Origin of the sequence: Neptunomonas japonica DSM 18939 (assembly GCF_000422765.1) — a bacterium.
In the GTDB taxonomy this organism is placed as follows: Bacteria; Pseudomonadota; Gammaproteobacteria; order Pseudomonadales; family Balneatricaceae; genus Neptunomonas; species Neptunomonas japonica.
The window spans coordinates 326,079-343,402 of record NZ_AUGR01000001.1; the positions used below are offsets into that span (position 1 = coordinate 326,079).

The 17,324-nt window shown below is 44.2% G+C and carries 18 protein-coding genes; 9 read left to right on the forward strand and 9 right to left on the reverse strand.

Annotated elements, in window-relative coordinates; all coding sequences use genetic code 11:
- The first annotated feature begins 63 nt into the window (after positions 1-63).
- The 4 genes from G511_RS0101605 (at position 64) to G511_RS0101620 (ending at position 3,074) form a co-directional block, all read left to right on the forward strand.
- Entirely contained in the window at positions 64-627 is a 564-nt protein-coding gene (locus tag G511_RS0101605; protein WP_028468056.1) for a hypothetical protein, read from the forward strand.
- 114 nt (positions 628-741) lie between these two features.
- Complete coding sequence (locus tag G511_RS0101610) at positions 742-984, forward strand: Trp family transcriptional regulator (RefSeq protein WP_028468057.1); 243 nt, start codon at positions 742-744, stop codon at positions 982-984.
- Positions 985-1,014: 30 nt separating this feature from the next.
- Entirely contained in the window at positions 1,015-2,406 is a 1,392-nt protein-coding gene (locus tag G511_RS0101615; RefSeq protein WP_028468058.1) for an anthranilate synthase component I family protein, read from the forward strand.
- A 2-nt stretch (positions 2,407-2,408) separates the two neighbouring features.
- Positions 2,409-3,074 carry an anthranilate synthase component II gene (locus G511_RS0101620; protein WP_028468059.1) on the forward strand — a complete coding sequence of 222 codons (666 nt, stop codon included), beginning with the start codon at positions 2,409-2,411 and terminating at the stop codon, positions 3,072-3,074.
- Here the strand turns inward: G511_RS0101620 and lnt are convergent.
- From lnt to epmB, 7 genes are all read right to left on the reverse strand, one after another.
- Positions 3,046-4,545 carry an apolipoprotein N-acyltransferase gene (lnt, locus tag G511_RS0101625; RefSeq protein ID WP_028468060.1) on the reverse strand — a complete coding sequence of 500 codons (1,500 nt, stop codon included), beginning with the start codon at positions 4,543-4,545 and terminating at the stop codon, positions 3,046-3,048. The genes G511_RS0101620 and lnt overlap by 29 nt on opposite strands.
- 16 nt (positions 4,546-4,561) lie before the next feature.
- Positions 4,562-5,395, reverse strand: coding sequence for a CorC family transporter (locus G511_RS0101630; protein ID WP_028468061.1), 834 nt, complete (start codon positions 5,393-5,395; stop codon positions 4,562-4,564).
- Positions 5,396-5,405: 10 nt separating this feature from the next.
- On the reverse strand, positions 5,406-5,870 hold the full coding sequence (gene ybeY / locus G511_RS0101635; RefSeq protein WP_028468062.1) for an rRNA maturation RNase YbeY: 465 nt from the start codon (positions 5,868-5,870) through the stop codon (positions 5,406-5,408).
- Positions 5,867-6,871, reverse strand: coding sequence for a PhoH family protein (locus tag G511_RS0101640; RefSeq protein WP_028468063.1), 1,005 nt, complete (start codon positions 6,869-6,871; stop codon positions 5,867-5,869). Before G511_RS0101640 ends, ybeY begins: the two co-directional genes overlap by 4 nt.
- 27 nt (positions 6,872-6,898) lie before the next feature.
- Positions 6,899-8,239 (reverse strand): tRNA (N6-isopentenyl adenosine(37)-C2)-methylthiotransferase MiaB, encoded by a 1,341-nt coding sequence (gene miaB / locus G511_RS0101645; RefSeq protein ID WP_028468064.1) that lies wholly within the window; start codon positions 8,237-8,239, stop codon positions 6,899-6,901.
- A gap of 256 nt (positions 8,240-8,495) precedes the next feature.
- The gene (locus tag G511_RS0101650; RefSeq protein WP_028468065.1) at positions 8,496-8,981 is read right to left on the reverse strand and encodes a hypothetical protein; all 486 of its coding nucleotides are present in this window, start codon (positions 8,979-8,981) and stop codon (positions 8,496-8,498) included.
- A gap of 127 nt (positions 8,982-9,108) precedes the next feature.
- Positions 9,109-10,119: an EF-P beta-lysylation protein EpmB gene (epmB, locus tag G511_RS0101655; RefSeq protein ID WP_028468066.1), complete on the reverse strand. Its 1,011-nt coding sequence runs from the start codon at positions 10,117-10,119 to the stop codon at positions 9,109-9,111.
- Positions 10,120-10,262: 143 nt separating this feature from the next.
- Between epmB and efp the strand changes: the two genes are divergently transcribed.
- The gene (gene efp / locus G511_RS0101660; RefSeq protein WP_028468067.1) at positions 10,263-10,823 is read left to right on the forward strand and encodes an elongation factor P; all 561 of its coding nucleotides are present in this window, start codon (positions 10,263-10,265) and stop codon (positions 10,821-10,823) included.
- 79 nt (positions 10,824-10,902) lie between these two features.
- Complete coding sequence (gene epmA, locus G511_RS0101665; RefSeq protein WP_028468068.1) at positions 10,903-11,868, forward strand: EF-P lysine aminoacylase EpmA; 966 nt, start codon at positions 10,903-10,905, stop codon at positions 11,866-11,868.
- A 53-nt stretch (positions 11,869-11,921) separates the two neighbouring features.
- On the opposite strand, the gene G511_RS0101670 is transcribed toward epmA, so the two are convergent.
- Positions 11,922-13,076, reverse strand: a complete 1,155-nt coding sequence (locus G511_RS0101670; RefSeq protein WP_028468069.1) for a MalY/PatB family protein — start codon at positions 13,074-13,076, stop codon at positions 11,922-11,924.
- Positions 13,077-13,423: 347 nt separating this feature from the next.
- Here G511_RS0101670 and G511_RS0101675 point away from each other — a divergent pair, with 347 nt between their 5' ends.
- From G511_RS0101675 to rimI, 3 genes are read left to right on the forward strand one after another with little or no spacing between them, the layout of a single operon-like run.
- Positions 13,424-14,965 carry a 2-isopropylmalate synthase gene (locus G511_RS0101675; RefSeq protein ID WP_028468070.1) on the forward strand — a complete coding sequence of 514 codons (1,542 nt, stop codon included), beginning with the start codon at positions 13,424-13,426 and terminating at the stop codon, positions 14,963-14,965.
- Between the two features lie 5 nt (positions 14,966-14,970).
- Entirely contained in the window at positions 14,971-15,876 is a 906-nt protein-coding gene (locus G511_RS0101680) for a uracil-DNA glycosylase family protein (protein WP_156905130.1), read from the forward strand.
- Positions 15,842-16,318 (forward strand): ribosomal protein S18-alanine N-acetyltransferase, encoded by a 477-nt coding sequence (gene rimI / locus G511_RS0101685; RefSeq protein WP_084628972.1) that lies wholly within the window; start codon positions 15,842-15,844, stop codon positions 16,316-16,318. The genes G511_RS0101680 and rimI overlap by 35 nt, the downstream gene beginning before the upstream one ends.
- Here the strand turns inward: rimI and G511_RS21555 are convergent.
- On the reverse strand, positions 16,311-17,276 hold the full coding sequence (locus tag G511_RS21555; RefSeq protein WP_084628973.1) for a diguanylate cyclase domain-containing protein: 966 nt from the start codon (positions 17,274-17,276) through the stop codon (positions 16,311-16,313). The two genes, rimI and G511_RS21555, sit on opposite strands and share 8 nt — an antisense overlap.
- Positions 17,277-17,324: the final 48 nt, after the last annotated feature.

Sequence of the window (17,324 nt, forward strand, 5' to 3'; positions counted from 1 at the left end):
TTCTTGTGTGAGAGTTAATAATGGATGCTTAGTTTGCTTTGCTATCTAAAATAAGGATGTTATATGCAAAGGTTAGTTAATCTGCTGAGGATGAATGCTTCAGGGAAGGTTGTATTACTTTTATGGGTAGCCACAATGGCTACCTTTTCAGTTATGTGGCTATATTCACTCCCAGCAGTTGAGCACTTTGTACCCGAAAAAACTTTATTTGATCTATCGTTTACGGGGTATTCGTATGAGTACGCTGTTTCACTGCTCGCAACGTTAGGTGAGCAGGGACGATATGTATATCTACACCTTCAACTACCTGTAGATTTTATTTTCCCGGGGCTTTTGGCAATATCGAGTGCGTTGCTTCTTATGTGGGTTTTTGGCAAAGGCTATGCGCCTGGCTCTAAGGTATTTTACTTTACGGTGATTCCGTTTTTAGGTGGGTTTTTTGATTACCTAGAAAATATAGGCATTATGCAAATGATCAGCGCATACCCGAATGTCTCTCATGAACTTGTTAATATTTGCAGTGCTTTCACGCAGTTGAAAACATGGTTTACTGTGCTGGCTTTTTTGTTTCTGTTGGTCGGTGTTTTCAGAGCTATTAGGAATTATTCAGCAATAACCCGCCATTAAAACGAAACCTTATAAGGTTAGTGGGTGTTTTATTATCTAAAAATGTTGGGGATACTTGTTGCTCTAGAGTGATATGTATTGACAATTATTTAAATTGCACTAGCATACTAGTACATGAATACAGATAAGCAATATACTCTTGAGTTAATGGAGCATCTACTGGTATTAAAAACACCAGATGAGATGGAACAGGCGTTATGTGCGCTACTAACCCCAGCTGAATTTAGTGAAGTCACGAAGCGTTTACAGATTTTTAAGATGTTGAGACAAGGTGTACCGCAACGCCAAATTGCTGAAACGCTGGGTGTGGGCATTGCGACTGTGACGCGTGGGTCGCGTGCGCTTAAAGCCGATTAGAATGAATGCTAGTGAATAAGGTTAAATACAATGACTTCTCGTAAACCTGATCGTATCGATCTGTCTAGAAAACCGCATTATGTAACGATTGCTTCTGACTGCGATTTTTTTGATCTATTTAAGAAAATCGAAAAGCAATTTGAGACTTGTTTTATGTTGGAATCGTTAGGTGAAGATAGCTTTATTTCTCGCCATTCGATCATTGGTTTTGATCCGGAAAAAATCATCTGGGCAGAAGAAAAAACACTTTTCATTCAGGAACGTGATGGCCAGTGCGCACAGTACCAAAGTGATAATCCGTATTATTTGTTACGTGAACTCGTGCCACAAGATGTTCTATCTCGAAAGTACGCAGGTGGTCTGACCGGTTACATCGGTTATGACAGCATGAACTACTTTGAGCCAACACTTAACCTACAGCGCAGTGATATGTTTGAGGCGTTTAAGTTTGGTCTTTATAAAGATGGCTTGATACTCGATAAAATGACCGGTGAAGTGATCTATTTCTATTACACGGATAGCCGCTTGGACCTAGTTGAGTCATTGATTGCACAAGAATATGTTGGCAACGGCGAGTTGGAAATTACCCCAATGGGGGAAACGATGACGCAAGCAGAGCACGCCTCAGCTGTCATGAAAGTTAAGCAGGATATTATTGACGGTAAAATTTTCCAGACAGAAGTTGGCTTTAAGAAGCGCTTTAAGCTGGAAGGTGACACCATCAATATTTATGAGCAATTGCGTGAGGTGAACCCATCACCGCAAATGTACTACGTTAAGTTTGGTGAGCAAAAGTTGATTGGGGCTAGCCCTGAGTTGCTATTTCGTTTGCGACAGGGAGAGATGGAAACCTTCCCGCTAGCGGGCACAGCCAAACGTGGATCAACCGAAGATGAAGATCGCGCATTAGCACGTGTTTTATTAAACGACCCAAAAGAAATTGCAGAGCACAATATGATTGTGGATTTGCACCGTAATGATATTGGTCGAGTAGCGCAGTTTGGAACCGTGAAAGTACGTAGTTTGATGGATATTAAGCGCTTTAGCCATGTGCAGCATATTTCCAGTGAGATTGTTGGCATCATTGCAGAAGAGCACGATATGTTCTCGGCGCTTGCAAGTAATTTTCCGGCAGGTACGCTAACCGGAGCACCAAAAATTGAAGCGATGAAAGTAATTGACGATCTTGAATCAGATGGTCGTGGCCCCTATGGTGGAGCCGTTGGGCACTTCTCCTTTAATGGAGATTGTGCCTTTGCAATTCCTATTCGTACGGTATTTGCTAATGGTGATAAAGCTTATGTACAAACCTGCGGTGGAAATGTGTATGACTCCAACCCTGAAGATGAGTATGAAGAGATTCGTCGCAAGTTTGCCGGTACTAAAAAAGTCTTAGATCAGTTTATTAAGGAGGGGGCGTGAGCATGAAAGTTTACATTATCGATAATTATGACTCCTTCACGTATAACCTATATCAGTTTATTGGTGAGATCCTGGCATCTGAGAAATCCAAAGGTGTACTGGATAATTTTGAGATTGTTGTTAAGCGTAATGATCAGATTACGTTAGCAGAGATCCAAGCGGCTAATCCCGATCGCATTATTATTTCACCAGGCCCAGGATCACCAGATGATGAGCACTATTTTGGTGTGTGTGCACAGGTAATATCACAGTTCGGTAAAACTACGCCTTTACTTGGTGTGTGTTTGGGAATGCAGGGGATTGTGCATCAGTTTGGTGGCAAGGTAGTTAAAGCGCATGTGCCTATGCACGGTAAAGTGAGCCCTATTACACATAATGGCCAAGGAATATTTCGTGGCATTCCTGATCAGCTTGAGGTGATGCGTTATCATTCTTTGATGGCTGAAGCAGAGAGCTTTCCTGAATGCTTGGAATTGACCTCTATTGTGGGTGATTTAACGGCAGATGAGTTTGATGATTATGCAAAAGTTCATCAAGGAGGAGAGTTCGAAGTGATGGCAGTACGTCACCGTGAATACCCTATCACGGGAATTCAGTTCCATCCTGAGTCCTTTGCTACCGAGGGTGGTAAAGAGCTAATCAGAAACTTCCTTTTTGCCGACGAGTAAAGCACACCGCTATCAGCAATAAGCTGAACAGCAAAACAGGAGTGACACCGTACTTTTGATAGGGGGTTGCTCCGCTTCTTTTCTCAACGCTTCCTTTTAATACAGCTGGCTGATAAGCCGGTGCTTGTGCCGTTATATCACCATAAGGGTCGACAATTGCGGTTAGCCCATTGTTGGTGCTTCTAACTAACCACCGGCCATTTTCTAATGCACGCATACGTGCTATCTGCATATGTTGAGCCGGTGCTAAGGAGTGGCTGAACCAAGTGTCGTTGGAGACAGTAAGAATCCAATCACTGTCTATAGATAGTTTTCTGACAAGTTCTGGGTAGGCTATTTCATAACAGATGGCCGCAGCAATCTTGCTTGAGCCAAGTTTAAGTGTTGTTTGTTGTTGTGCGGGCAAGCTAAAGCTCGACATAGGTAAATTGAAAAACTCGATTAAGCCGCGTAAGTAGTTTTCCACTGGTACGTACTCCCCAAAAGGAACCAGTCGCTGCTTGTGATATATATCTGTTTTTCCAGTCAATAATGCCAGGCTGTTATGAGCGCGGTAGCCGTTAGGGTGTTCAGTGTCTCTCTCGATAGAAGGTAAGCCGCTGATAAGTGAACGGTTATCTTGCTCTAGTTGAGTTAGCAGGTCGGACAGGTAGGGTTTTGCTGATGACAGCAGAGCAGGGATTGCTGTCTCGGGCCAAATGATTAGTGGTGCTTGGGTTTTTTCAAGGGTCATCTGGCCATAGATGTTGAGGAACTCAGGTAGGTAATTTTTATTCCATTTAAGTTGTTGAGGAATATTGGCTTGAACTATATCTATCTCTTGAATGTGTCCGCTTGCTTGCGTCCACTCTTTAGGGAGAAAAAAGCCTAAGCAAGGTAGTGTGATGATAACAGCGAGTGCGATGCGTTGTGAGGCGTGGCGTGTGGTAAGCAGTGATGCTGTGGCAATTGATATGCATAGTACCGTAAATGAGAGCAGCCAAACGCCGCCTATAGGAGCCCAAAATTTAAGCGGTGAATCTATCAGGGCATAACCTAAATACAACCATGGGAAGCCGGTAAGAAACCAGCTGCGAATCCATTCAAAAATAACCCACAAGCCAATAAAGCCTGCACCGGAGAGAGTGGATTTTGATAGCCATTTTGCATAACACCAGCCTTGCAGAGCAAAAGTAAGCGCTAGCCCCATTGCAAATGCCAGTGTCATGAGTGAAGCAAGCCAGACAGGGGCATTGCCGTAAGTATGAATGCTGACATATACCCAAGAGATGCCTGTGCCGAAAAAGCCGGTGCCAAAGCACCAGCTAACCCATGCTGATTTTTTTGGCGTAAGGTTTTGAAGCAGTAGGAATAAGATTCCGGGGGTGATAAGAACCAATCCCCAAAAATCAAAAGGTGAAAACGCTAGCGGTGTTAGAGCGCCGCAGATAAGAGCGATCAAGGCGCGATATTTTGTTAAAGACTTTAGCATGCTTAATGACACTTTATTATTTGCGTATTACCTGTAACAGTCGGATGCGACGGTTGTCTGAAGACAATACCTTGAAGGTGAAGTCTTGTATCGAGACTTCTTCGTCTTTACGCGGTAGGTGGCCAAAGCGATGTGTAACAATGCCGCCAATGGTATCGAACTCATCATCAGGAAAGCTGGTGTTGAAATACTCGTTGAAGTCTTCAATTTCAGTCAAAGCCTTAACAATATAAGCGTTGTCGTCAAATAAGCGGATATTGCCTTCATCCTCGTCGACATCGTGCTCATCTTCGATTTCACCGACGATCTGTTCTAGGACATCTTCGATAGTTACAAGGCCTGCTATGCCGCCATATTCATCAATCACAATAGCCATATGATTGCGATTAGCGCGAAACTCTTTCAGTAGAATGTTGAGTCGCTTGCTTTCTGGAATGAAGGTAGCTTTGCGTAGTTTGTTGTAAATGTCGAACTCTTCTTGGCCATCATCAATAATTAAAGGTAAAAGATCTTTTGCTAATAAGACGCCGATGACTTCATCAGGAGACTCTCCGATAACAGGAAAGCGAGAGTGGGCACTGGAAATGATAAGGGGAAGAAATTCTTTAGGTGTTAGTTCTGCGTCTACCACAACCATTTGGGAGCGTGGGATCATAACATCTCGAACTTGCATCTCGGCAACTTGAATAGCGCCTTCAATGATGCTGAGGGCCTCTTGGTCCAGTACACTTTCTTCTGCTGCATCACGTAAAATGGTTAATACTTCATCACGTGTTTTGGGCTCATCAGAAAATGCCTGGGCAAAACGCCCGAACCAACTTCGTGGTTGTCCCGATCGATCTTCACTCATAACTAATTTCTCACACTCCTTGCTGATAAGGGTCAGGTATATTGATGGATGCTAGTAGTGCTATTTCCAGAGTTTCCATCTGTTCAGCATCACTGTCATTTATATGGTCGAAACCAATAAGATGCAAGGTTCCATGTATTACCATATGTGCCCAATGGTTGCGCACCGGTTTATTTTGTTCTTGTGCTTCTTTTGTAACGATATCGGCACAAATGGCAAGATCGCCCAGTAAATCCATAGGAATGCCTTCAGGCCCATCGAAAGGGAAAGAAAGCACATTAGTGGGGGCATCTTTACCGCGATAGTCGTTGTTCAACTGTTGGCTTTCTGTCGGCTCCACTAAACGGATGCAGATCTCGCCGCGTGATTTTCTGCCGGTAAGGGCTAAAGTGACCCAGTGTTGAAAATCTTCATCAGAAGGTAGTTCTAGATTGGTGTTGTCGACTTCTCTTTGGATATCCACATCGTAGTTCATGATGTGCTGCCTTTGCTCTGTTCTTGTTCTAGGTCAAAGCGCTCATAAGCTTCAACAATGTGCTGAACCAATGGGTGACGCACTACATCTTTAGATGAAAAGTGAGTGAATCCAATGTCTTTAACACCGCCCAATACATGGATTGCATGTTTGAGGCCTGAAGGCGTGCCTTTAGGTAGATCGACCTGAGTAATGTCGCCGGTGATAACCGCTGTTGTGCCAAAGCCGATGCGAGTGAGGAACATTTTCATTTGTTCGCGTGTGGTATTTTGGCTTTCATCCAAAATAACAAAGGCGCCATTGAGTGTGCGGCCGCGCATGTAGGCTAGGGGGGCAACTTCTATGATGTTGCGCTCAAGAAGCTTGTCGACTTTTTCAAAGCCAAGCATCTCATACAAGGCGTCGTAAAGAGGGCGCAGGTAAGGGTCAACCTTTTGTGATAAGTCGCCAGGTAAAAAGCCGAGCTTCTCGCCAGCTTCAACAGCAGGGCGCACAAGTAGAATACGCTCTATCTCTTCTTGCTCTAATGCTTGCACCGCGCAGGCAACTGCTAAGTAAGTTTTTCCGGTTCCCGCAGGCCCAATACCAAAATTGATATCGTGCTGCAAAATAGAACGTAGATAGTTTTGCTGGTTAGGGCCGCGTGGCCTGATGAGAGCTTTACGCGTGCGAATGCTGATATCGCCCTTTAGCTGCTTGTTACCATTGCTAACGCGTTGCTCCACGCCTGACTGTTGTAGTAGCAAGTGGATCAACTCAGGCGTGATATCAGTCCCATCGATTGAGTCTTGATAAAGTTGCTTAATCATTTCACCAGCGAGTTGCGCTTGCTGGCTTTTTCCCGAAACTTGGAAATCATTACTACGGTTATGAATCGTGACATTTAGGCGCGATTCCAATAGCTTCAGATGTTCATTAAGTTTGCCGCATAGATTGGCAAGGGCATCTGCATGAAAAGGCGTTAGTAAAAATTTAACGTCTTTAGTTGTTTGTGTTGTCATACTGGCGTTTTTCAATCCGCAATGGGTTTAGTCGAGCTCAGAGCTAACAAGCTCACCAAGCAAGGAGTTCTGATAAGCATCAAGGATGCGCACATCCGCAAAATGCCCTATCAGATTTGGATTATCGCACTTAAAATTAACAACACGGTTGTTTTCGGTGCGTCCTGATAAAAGCCCAGGGTCTTTTCTGGAGTAACGGTTAACCAGAATGCGTTGCGTCGAACCGATCATTCGACGGCTAATCTGCATTGTTTGCTGGATAATACGTGTTTGCAAAATCTGCAAATGCTCTTTTTTGGTTTCTTCAGACACGGTATCAGGCAAATCAGATGCAGGTGTTCCTGGGCGTCTGCTGTAGACGAAGCTAAATGAGTTATCAAACCCGATTTCTTGGATGAGGTTCATGGTTGCTTCAAAGTCTGCTTCGGTCTCACCCGGAAAGCCGATGATGAAATCAGAGGACATGGTTAGCTCTGGACGTATTTTCATCAGTCGGCGGATTTTTGATTTGTATTCTAATACGGTATGTCCACGCTTCATTGCCATCAGAATGCGGTCAGAACCAGACTGTACAGGTAAGTGAAGATGGTTAACCAGCTCCGGTACGTCAGCAAAAACTTGAATTAAATTGTCTGTAAACTCGACGGGGTGTGAAGTAGTAAAACGGATACGATCTATCCCATCAACTGCCGCAACATTACGAATCAACTCAGCTAAATCTGCTGTGTCGCCATCATGTGTATCACCACGGTAGGCATTTACGTTCTGGCCTAATAGATTTACTTCTCTGACGCCTTGTTCGGCTAACTCAACGCACTCGGTGATAACGTCATCTATTGGGCGGCTAACTTCTTCTCCACGTGTATAGGGAACAACGCAGAATGAACAGTATTTGCTACAGCCTTCCATTACAGAGACAAATGCTTCAGCGCCTTCGGCTTTGGGAGCGGGTAAAACGTCGAATTTTTCAATCTCAGGGAAGCTGATATCAACGATACCTTTTTTTCCCTGGTTGGTTAGGTCGATCATTTCTGGCAGGCGGTGTAGTGTTTGCGGGCCGAAAATCATATCAACATAAGGCGCGCGTTTAAGGATGTTGTCACCTTCTTGGCTAGCTACGCAGCCGCCTACGCCAATAATTAGATCTGGGCGCTTGTCCTTTAATTTACGCCAGCGTCCCAGCTGATGAAAAACCTTTTCTTGCGCTTTTTCCCTAATAGAACAAGTATTTAATAACAGGACATCGGCATCATCCAGGCTATCGGTTAACTCCAACTTATGACTTTCACCAAGTAGGTCTGACATACGGGCAGAATCATACTCGTTCATTTGACAGCCATGAGTTTTAATAAATAGCTTTTTCGCCATTACGCACCTTGTTCTATCGTTTGCAAAAAGACCGATCATTGTACTGGATAGAGGGGCGTTTTGATAGGTATTGCGGTGTGCGTTAAAATCGATTTTATCGTAAGGGGAATTCAGGCAAGGGCGCCTGATTTTAAGAGTGTTGGTGAGTGATAAGAGAAGCGTTAGTGTGATGTGTGCTTAGGTGTGGGGGCTTGAGGCCAGGGTGCTTTCTTACGTGCGTTAAGTATTTATAAGAAAGAACCCTGAATGAGCTTGTTTATTGAACACATGCTCCGCTAGTGAGTTTCGTTAGCCTATCACCTTGCGCAATTTCAACACTGCCATCACTAAATATAATTTCTACATGATCAACATCGATACAATCGATTTTTGCTCGACTCCACGTGTTTTTCCATGAGTTACCTTTACTGTATTCGCCGGGGTGAACGGGGCCGGAAACGCGTAAGTAGGCACTATGATCTCGGCTTTTTCGAGCGCGTACAATATTGCCATCTTTGTCATAAGCGGTGGCACGAAAAAGTATGTATTGGTAAGTGCCGGATGAAGAATTGGTGAAGTGGATATTGGCACCTATTGAGCCGCGTTTTTTCTTTTGGACAGGTTCGGCAAGCTCAAGTGTGATCAAGGGTTCTGGTACGTAAATTGGAACAGGTTCTGGTACCTTAACTATCTCTTTCTCAGTGCTACAAGCGACCAGTAAGGCGAGCGTAATAAGAATAAATGATCGTTTGATGAGCTGCATTGATAAGTCCTGTGACGATAGCTAATGGCAATATTAGAGCAGTAGACACTCATTGTTCAGGTGTGGTTCCCTTTATACACGAGTTAGCTTAAGGGTAGCTGATTAAATTTTTTTGACTACCCATAGTTCAGCTCAAAGAAAGCAATGTTTTTGACGGGCGACCGGGTATCTCTCGTGCAAGCTTAGGGACAAGATAACCAGGAAGCTCAGTTTGTAGCTCTTTCATTAAAGCAATGGCATCGTTATCGCTAATGTCAAAGTGTGCGGCTCCGTGTACAGGGTCGAGAACAAAAAGGTAATAAGGAAGAACTCCGCACGTAAAGAGTGTTTCACTGAGGTTCTTCAAGCAATCAACCGAATCATTAATGCCTTTTAAAAGCACAGACTGATTTAGCACGGTCACCTGGGCTGCTTGTAATTTAGCAATGCTGCCGGTTACCTGAGCGTCTACCTCATTGGCATGATTAATATGCAAAACACAGACAGTATTAAGGCGAGAAGATGCTAATGTTTGGCAGAGAGTGTCGGTAACACGTTGAGGAATGACCACGGGGAGGCGGCTATGGATTCTGAGCCGTTTTATATGCGTGATAGCCTCCAGATCATGAATCATGCTGCTTAAACGTTTATCCGGAGTGGCTAACGGGTCGCCACCTGAGAAGATAACTTCAGTAATGTTTCGGTTATTCTGCAAGTATTGCAATACTTGTTGCCATTGCTGGCTACCTAGTTGGTTTTCTTGGTAAGGAAAGTGTCGTCTAAAGCAATACCGACAATTAATGGCGCAGGCTCCGCTAAGAATAAGAAGTACTCGGCCTTTATACTTGTGGATTAGCCCAGGGGCTGGGTTGGTATCGAGTTCTTCCAATGGGTCATTTGAGTAGCCAGGGTAGCGTTCCATTTCTGCTGATTGAGGTAGCACTTGTAGTAGAAGTGGATCGTTAGGGTTGCCTTTTTCGATACGATTTAAGTAAGGCTTTGGAACTCTAATAGCAAAGTCTTTGGCTGCGTGAGAGCAAGCGGGCAGTGATTCTGAGTCTAATTCAACTTTATCTAAAAGTTCATCAAGGTTACAAATAGACTGTCGTAGCAGGGTTTGCCAGTCGGTTTCGATGAAAATAGGTGTAATATGGTTCATGATGACTGGAGCCTGAGATAATTCAATTTTGATCGCATTCTCCTTTCAAGTAGAATAGGTGTCAATTTTGGTGTGAAAACCTTTTTTAGCTCGACTATTTTTTAGTGAAATTATTTTAGCTTAATTATTAATTAGAGAAAATTATGGGATATTCCGCGAACCAGTTAAAAAACGGCCTGAAAGTTATGCTTGAAGGTGATCCATGTGCGATGCAGGATGTAGAGTTTGTAAAACCGGGTAAAGGCCAAGCGTTTACTCGTGTAAAAATGCGTAATTTGTTAACCGGTCGTGTTTGGGAACGTACTTTTAAATCTAACGAAAGCGTTGAAGGCGCAGACGTTATGGACCGCGATATGGAATATCTCTATAACGACGGTGAGTTGTATCATTTCATGGTGCCGGTTACTTTTGAGCAATACGCTGCTGATGAAACAGCGGTAGGTGATGCTGCTAAATGGCTCAAAGAAAATGACACCTGCATGGTCACACTCTGGAACGATAACCCAATCGCGATTACAACAGCTAATTTTGTTGAACTCGAAGTTGTTGAAACTGATCCAGGTTTAAAAGGTGACACTGCTCAGGGAGGCTCTAAGCCAGCTAAATTGAGTACGGGTGCATCCGTTCGTGTTCCATTGTTTATTGAGCAGGGCGATATTTTAAAAATTGATACACGTACTGGCGATTACGTTAGCCGTGCGTAGTTTTGAAATGCAGTTAAAACGGCAGCTTCGGCTGCCGTTTTTGTTTCTGATGTTTTTGCTAGTCAATGGTGTGATGTAAATGTCTGACTGGAAGCCGACGGCGTGTATTGAAAACCTACACAAAAGAGCCGCTGTATTAGCGTTGATTCGCCAGTATTTTGCTGAGCGACAGGTAATTGAAGTTGATGCAGCCGTTTTGTCTCAGTGCGCGGTAAGCGATCCTTTTATTGACTCGTTGGAAGTGAGCTTTCGCAGTTATCCTGAAGCAAAGGCAGAAATCTGCTATCTGCAAACGTCACCCGAATATGCCATGAAGCGCCTTTTGGCGGCGGGCAGCGGTTCAATTTATCAAATGGGTAAAGTGTTCCGAAATGGTGAAGAGGGACGCTTTCATAATCCTGAGTTCACTATGTTGGAATGGTATCGTCTAGGACTTGATGATAATGAGTTAATGGATGATGTTGAGCGCTTAGTGCGTTTGGTGTTGGGTGTTGGGCCTATTCGACGCTGTACATACAATTCTATTTTTTTAGAAAAGCTGGGTATTGACCTGCTAAAGACGAGTACTGCAGAACTAGCAGCCGTGATGCGTCAGCACGTAGAAGTGGATATGGGCTTGGAAGACCGTGATGCGTGGTTGAATTTATTGATGTCACACGTGGTTGAGCCTTTGTTAAAAGATGAGCCCGTTTTTGTTACGGATTACCCTTCGAGCCAATCAGCATTGGCGCGAATTAAAGAAAATTCAACAGGTGAATTAGTGGCTGCCCGCTTTGAGTTATTTGTTGGGGGTATGGAGCTGGCAAATGGTTACCACGAGCTCACTGACCCTAAAGAGCAGCAACGTCGATTAGATGCTGATCAGCTGACAAGGCAATCATTAGCGTTGCCTCAACGGCCATTGGAGCAGCGTTTGGTCGCAGCACTTGATTATGGTTTGCCTGATTGTGCTGGCGTTGCGCTAGGTGTGGATAGGCTGGTTATGCTCGCCTTACAGGTCTCACATATTAAAGAGGTTATACCTTTTGCATTCAGAAATGCTTGATAGAAATATTTAGAATCCGCTTTAAGCCTGTTGAGGTTTAAAGCGGGTCTCTGCTATGCCGGTAGGTGGTTAAGTAATGCGTTTTTTATGCGTTTAACGGCTTCTTCTAATAAAGGCTTTGGGCAACCAAAATTAAGTCGCATATAGTTAGCATCACCAAAATCGCGCCCTGGTGACATGCCGATTCCAGCTTCTTCAAAAAAGCGTGCAGGGTTTTCTAGTTTTGCTGCTGATATATCTATCCACGCTAAGTATGTGGCTTCAATGGGGTTCAGTTTTAAGCCGGGGATTTGGTTTATCTCTCGTATTAGATAATCCCTATTTTCTCTCAAATAACGTAGCTGCTTTTGATTCCAGTCATCACCGGCTTGATAGGCGCCAATAGCGGCGGTATAACCGAGTAGGTTAACGTCAGGCACAATACCTTTTCTTACATTGATAAATTTTTTACGCAGCTGCTCATCAGGAATAATAGCAAACGAGCAACCCAAGCCGGCAATGTTGTAAGTTTTGCTTGGTGCCATGAGGGTAATGGTGCGTGAGGCACTGTCTGAATTCAGCGAAGCCAGAGGGGTGTGCTGTAAACCGGGTTCAAGAATTAGGTCGCAATGGATCTCGTCAGAACAAATGGTGAGCTGGTGTTTTTTTGCGATTGCAGTTAGCTGTAGTAACTCCTCTTCTCTGTATACGCTACCACCTGGGTTGTGAGGGTTGCAGAAAAGAATCATATGCGTGTCGGGTGTAATAGACTTTTCTAGTGCGGCGAAATCAAGAATAAAACGCTCGCCTTCCTGTGTCATGGGTACCTGAATGACTTTGCGTTTTGATAGATGCGGTGCTGAAACAAACGGTGGGTAGATCGGCTGAGGGGAAATAATATGGTCACCAGTATCACCAACCGCTCTGCATGCTAAATTTAACCCACAGACAAGGCCGGGTAACCATACTAACCAGTCTGTTTTGATCTTCCATTGGTAAAGCGATTGCATTCTATCAATGACCAGCTGATTGAGTTCTGCTGGTGTATTGGTATAACCAAATACACCATGCTCAACGCGTTTTTGCAGCGCTTGGATGACGCTAGGTGGGGCCATGAAGTCAGTGTCAGCAACCCACATAGGAAGAATTTCAGTATCTCGGTATCGCTCCCATTTTTGGCTGGCAGTGTCGCTACGATCAATAAAAGTATCAAAATTTATCGGCGTCATCAGGTTCTCCTACTTTATTCTGCGTTTGCTTAATAAATGAGAGTGATTTCTCATGGTAATTATAGCGGCTCAGAGGTTACAAATAGCTAGCTTCAGGTTATAGTTATCAGTAATTCAAATCAATTCGGTTAACAAGTGAATATGCAATTCGTGAGTGCCTATGTGAACTACATAGCACGTGTTGATACGACGCCCACTGCGTGTGGTGAATTAACTCGATTACAGCCTCTACGTCCACTGCTTTAGGGCAGTTATGTCGCGTTCTCGTCCTTGTTAAATTTCGTTTAAATAATTCGTTTAATTCAGTGCTTTTGTTATGCACTGAGTAACTGATTGGAGCCCCTCCGATGAGCACTAAAGATCAAGTCATAATTTTCGATACAACGTTGCGTGATGGTGAACAAAGTCCTGGTGCTTCAATGACCAGAGATGAAAAGCTGCGTATTGCCAAGCAGTTAGAAAAAATGCGTGTGGATGTTATAGAGGCAGGTTTTGCTATTGCTTCACCAGGTGATTTTGAATCCATTAAAGCTATCGCTAATACGGTTACCGAGAGCACAATTTGTTCATTATCACGTGCATTGGATGCTGATATTGATCGTGCTGGAGAGGCCCTTGTAGGAGCCGCTTCTGGGCGTATCCACACCTTTATAGCAACATCACCAATCCATATGAAGTATAAGCTTCAAATGACGCCTGAGCAGGTGATTGAGCACGCGGTGCATGCGGTTAAACGTGCGCATAACCTAATTAGTGATGTTGAGTTTTCATTAGAAGATGCGAGCCGTTCCGAGCTTGATTTCATGTGTCGCATCATTGAAAAAGTAATTGATGCGGGTGCTCGTACCATCAATATTCCTGATACTGTTGGTTACGCAATTCCTGAAGAGTTTGGATATACCATTGGGCAGTTATTACAGCGTATACCTAATGCCGATAAGGCGATTTTCTCGGTACATTGTCATAATGATTTAGGTTTGGCGGTCGCGAACTCATTGGCGGCGGTTACCGCAGGTGCTCGCCAAGTAGAGTGTACGATTAATGGTCTGGGTGAGCGCGCAGGTAACGCTTCGCTTGAAGAGTTTGTAATGGCCATCCGTACACGTAAGGATCTGTTAGGTTTGCAAACTAATATTGATACAACACAGATTGTTCCTGCGTCGCGCTTAGTATCAAGTATTACGGGCTTCCCAGTGCAGCCGAATAAAGCCATTGTTGGCGCTAATGCATTCGCACATGAATCAGGTATTCACCAAGACGGTGTACTCAAACACCGTGAAACTTACGAAATCATGACAGCTCAAGATGTTGGTTGGCAGACTAACCGAATGGTGATGGGTAAACACTCGGGGCGTAATGCTTTTCGTTCTCGCTTAGATGAGCTTGGCACAACTTTCAGCTCTGATGCTGAGTTGAACCATGCCTTTGCGCGATTCAAAGACCTCGCTGATAAAAAACATGAAATCTTTGACGAAGACCTTATCGCGCTAGTGTCTGATGTGCGTGCTGCGGATGCTTATGAAAAGTATAAACTGTCTTCTTTGAATGTTACTTCGCAAACAGGTGAGGTTCCTGTTGCGCAAGTGTCTTTGGTGGTTGACGGTGCTGAGTTTAAAGCAGAATCAGAAGGTGGTGGGCCAGTTGATGCAGCACTAAAAGCGATCGAAGAGATTGTGCGCTCTGATTCAACTCTGGAACTCTACTCGGTTAATGCCATTACCAGTGGAACTGATTCTCAAGGTGAAGTGACGGTACGCTTAGAAAAGGAAGGGCGGATTGTGAACGGCATGGGATCTGATATTGATATCATTATTGCTTCAGCCAAAGCGTACGTTCACGCGCTTAACCTGCTAGATGCGAACATTCAAAAAGCGCACCCTCAGGTTTAATGGTAATGTCGTTTGAGCAATTAGAGCAGCGTCGCCATCGGTATTTGGCGGCAATAGGGGTAACAAGCTGGTTGCCTCGTGCTGTATTGTCGGGAGCTAAGTCTTCGCCAGACAGTGTCTATCAATTTTTGTATGGACAAGAGGAAGACGACTTTGCGTCTGATACTGATCTTGAGAGTGACGTAGCTGGGACTACAGGCGTTGAGTCTAGTATCAGTGCGATTTCTTCTGAACAGAAGAAATCTCATATAGCGCCTGTTACGGCAGAATCACTGCAGTTGTCTTCGACGGACTCTGCGCCTACCGGCATTAATAGCAAAGCGCAAGTGGCGGGTTTAAATGATAGTCGTCATTCAGCGAAGGCTCGTACTGCGTCTACTCCTATTGATATCCCGCAGTTGACGATTGAGGCGCGTGTTAATAAGGAGAAAGCACCGCGCTTTCGCTTGGGCTTTTGGCTGTATAAAGATGTATTGGTCGTTGATAGCCTTCCTTTGTTAAGTCGAGGTGGCGTGACGCAGGATAAATACCAAAGCCTTTGTGCAAATATGGTTACGGCGATGGGTTTAAGTGCTGAGCTGTTGGCTACACCTTATGTACTGGCTTGGCCGATGTTGGCGGGCGGTTCGTTGGATCAGGGACGAGCGGAAGCTTCGTTGGCTGTGAATCATAAAATACAAAAACTTTTGCTGTTGGCTAAACCACGCCTATTATTGTTCTTGGGAGAGTCTGCAGCGCAGATGTCTATGCAGCGCACTGAAAGTTTAGATGAACTGCGTGCCGTGCTCTTTAATTACACGAGCCAAATTAAAGCGCTGCCCTCTTTAAGTTTGACTCAAATGATTCAGATCCCTGAATGTAAGAAAGAGGTCTGGAATGACCTTCAGAAAGTCTTGCCTATCGATGCTTGAGTTTTCTCTGCTCTGTGAAGGGGATATCGCTTCTGTAATGCCTATTGAAACATTGCTCTTTACAGAGGATTGCTGGGGTGAGGGGCAAGTTAAAAGCCAATTGGGCAATCCACGTTGTTTCAATTTGGGAGTAAGTACATCAGAAGAGTTAATCGGATTCGCACTTGTTAGTAGTGTTTTAGATGAGGCGGAACTCTATCAGATTGCTATTCTTCCAAAAGCTCAAGGGTGTGGTGTGGCGATAGGCCTGTTGCAAGAATTAGTGAAGAGGCTGAAAGTGTTGGGCATTACTCGTTTGATGCTCGAAGTAAGAGAAACCAATACGACGGCCGTTAAGTTATATACGTCATTTGGTTTCGTGCTTGATGGGCGCCGCAAAGGCTATTACACCTCGTTGCAAGGGCGAGAAGATGCTTTGTTGTACAGTTACCAGATTATTTAATACTCGCTTGAGTATCTACTAGGTGAGTGGTGCTTCCTGTAAGCATATCAGCAAAACATATGTGTTGATTTCTTCCCGATCCTTTTGCGACATAGAGAGCTTTGTCGGTTTGCTCAATTAACGAGGCAACATTTTTTGCTCCGAATCGAGTGGAGGTGATACCAAGACTTGCCGTTATATGATCACTTGTTGCCGAAAATTCATGCAAAATCTTATTTTTTGCTAAGTCTAGAATTATTCTGCCAGCGAGCATTTTTGCGCCTTCCACGGGAGTGTTAGGTAAAATGATCATGAACTCTTCACCGCCATAGCGCGCCAATAAATCAGCAGGTCTAAATAATTGGGCTTGCAGTATTTTACTGAATTCTTTTAAACAGGCATCCCCTTGCGGGTGACCATAATTATCGTTATAAGCTTTGAAGTGGTCGATATCTAACATAACTATCGATAGTTCGGTTTTTTCACGTTGCGCCACTCTCCACGCCCTATCAAGAGCCTCGTCCATACCGCGTCGGTTAATCGCTTCTGTTAAAGCGTCAACATGTGTGAGTTTTAAAAGTTGCTGGTTAGCATCGTCTAATGCTGCTTTCATCTGCGCAATACGTGACATCGCACGTATTTTTGCACTCAGTACAACGCTGTTAACAGGCTTAGTTAGATAGTCATCGCCGCCGGCATCAATGCCTTCTGCTAGGTGTTGATCGTTAGTTTGCCCACTAAGAAAAATAATCGGAAGCCACTGCTCTTTTAAGCGCTCACGGATTTGGCGTGTTAATTCAAAGCCATTCACGTCCGGCATTTCCACATCCATGAGAATAAGGTCAATGTCAGTTTTATCGAGGGCCTTATGAGCTTCTTCTGCACCTGAAGCTGAAAAAGGTGTGTAGCCCTCGTGTGTAATGATGGCGCTAACCATTTCGCGTATTAATCTGTTGTCATCAACAACTAATATCTGCATGCAGAACGCCTATTAGCTAATGCTTGAGCCTTTAGAAAACTAAAGGCT